The 2236-nt window shown below is 53.5% G+C and carries 1 protein-coding gene; it reads right to left on the bottom strand.

Annotated elements, in window-relative coordinates:
* Positions 1-1365, bottom strand: a 1365-nt coding sequence (locus ACE6ED_RS29080; RefSeq protein WP_410830950.1) for a peptidoglycan-binding domain-containing protein, incomplete at its 3' end; no start/stop codon positions are given.
* Between the last annotated feature and the right edge of the window lie 871 nt (positions 1366-2236).

Here is a 2236-nt window from a genome sequence, read left to right as displayed (position 1 = left end):
TAGGTCGTCCAGCTTCAGCTTTTTGTCCAAAAACGCATCCATTAACTGCTTCACAGCAATCGGCAGGGTGACCACGCCAGCCGTCAAGTCCCAGAGTTCGACGCCGAGCTGCACCACAATCCCTTCCCCCACCGCAAGCGGTGTCTTCCAGCCCGCTTCCTCGGTGCTCTTCGCCAGAGCAAGCAGGGTGTCGTCGAAGCTGCCATCCGGCTCTCTTCCCTGCATGACTTGAAACTTCTCCACCGCCAACAAAAATTCCTCGTTATACCGCCCCGTAATTTCTCCCGGGTACATGCCCCGCTTCTTCAAGGCTTCCTGCATCGCCCGGATGTCTTCGGGGTCGAACTTTTGGTTGTACTCTTCCATCAGCTGCCTTCGGATTTCCCGCTGCCGCTCCAGCTCCGCTGCTCTCTTCTTCGCGGCCTTTTCAATCTTCGGGTAATTGTGAATAGCCCAGTCCTGATAAGCAGGGACCGTCATCCCGATGGCAATGACCAGCCGCAGCTCCTCCTCCTTCGGCATCGGGGAAAAATCCGACTGAAGCGGATTATAGTCACAGGCCGACAGCAATGGACCTTTGTAATGCTTCCGCAGGCTGATTTCCGGTCCGTACCACGCCGGATCGACGCCAAGTCCAGCCAAAATATCCCGCTGTGCGGCAGCGGTCTGCTTCACCTGCTCCATGTACTGCTTATGGTCATATGCTGCATACACGCTGTAAGCCGCCTGGGAGCGGGCCAGGGTATCGAACGCATTTGCGATCTCGTTCAGCTTAACCCGTGCCGCTTCCCGTAAGGCTTCATCTCCCGTATGCAGCTTGTCCAGCAGCTCCGTAATCCGCGGTTCACTGCTGTAAGGGATCAGCCGCGTTTCAAGCTGCAGATCTTGCACACTGGTCACCGCTGCCTTCAATAGATCCTTCAGTGACGGTTTCCCGCTCAGCAGCTCCAGCAAGCGCTCCCCGCCCTGTTCCAGCCGCCTCCGCCACATGTCCCAGAGCCGGGCGCCGAGCCCGCCGATCTTTTGGACTGCCGGGAACTTCCGCATGAACTTCGCGTTCAGCAGCGCCTTCATTTTGGATTCCGTGTAGCCATACTGCTCAGCCGTTTCCCGGACTGCCGCCGACTGGCGGTTCAGCTCATCCAAAATGATCTTCGTCTGGCTCAGCACCTCCCGGAGCAGCGCCTCTGCTTTTCCGGCCGACTGCCCGACATACCACTCCGGCTGGTACGCATCCCTGGCAGCAGACAGGATATTCGTGATTCCCCGTTCGATCCCATACGCTTCCCGCTCCAGGTTTCGGCTGATCCGGTCCAGCGAGGCGGACAGCTCCTGGAGGCGGGAAAGATCGACTTTTTGCTGCATCTTGTGCCTCCTTAACCCTATGTATGAAAGGTCTGCTGGCTGTCAGACAGCCAGTAATTCAAGTACCTTGCCCAACCCCATACTCCTCATAAAAAACTTCAATTTCCCTTGTTTTACGAACAATAACAGAAGGAATACACCCATTTAATTTCCAGCAATAACCATCCTATCATAAATTCTACTATAATGACGAGAGGCTGATTGACCTGAAACGGTCCCGGGTTTAGGAGAAAAGACCGAGAAAAAATCTAATAACTCAACTTTCGCAGAGCGAAAATCAGCTAAGTTCCAGCCCTGGCGCCGATTTAACCACAATAAAGCAAACGTCTTGAAAAAATAGAAAAACAGTGCTTCATTGCGGCGAACGCACATTCGGGGGGATTTACGGTGTGAGGAAGTTAGCACGCTAGACCGGACAGTTGCCTTGGTGCAACTCATAGAGCGGCTGAACGAAATTACGAATCAGGTTGGGAAAAATACTCCAACCTGATTCAAAGTTAACTCCAGCACCGGATCTCTGGTTTGCCCAGTGATCTCAAGGCGTATCTGCCGAGCTCAGGTTGCGCTGCCGATCTAGGTTGCGCTGCCGGTCTCGGCCTGCGAAAGTTGAGTTAATAAAAGCAGTGGCGGACCAAAACTTGCTAAACCATATCTTGGACTGCCGCTGTTGTCGTTGAACGAACTGGAACGAATCCTCTCCTGTGTCACACCCGCAGCGGATGACCATCGAACGCGATACGTAGGTCTTTCCGGACTCAGAGTACGTTATTTCTGAAATTCTCGGGCTTTTTGGTTGCCTTGCGGACTCCAGATCCGTTATTCGTACCGAAAACATCCAAACGATGAATTTTCCTCATAAATAAGGGAATCT

The organism is Paenibacillus nanchangensis (assembly GCF_046543445.1).
Classification (GTDB): domain Bacteria; phylum Bacillota; class Bacilli; order Paenibacillales; family Paenibacillaceae; genus Paenibacillus_AQ; species Paenibacillus_AQ nanchangensis.
Note: the sequence above shows the minus strand (reverse complement) of the source record. Positions and strands in the feature narration are given on the sequence as shown.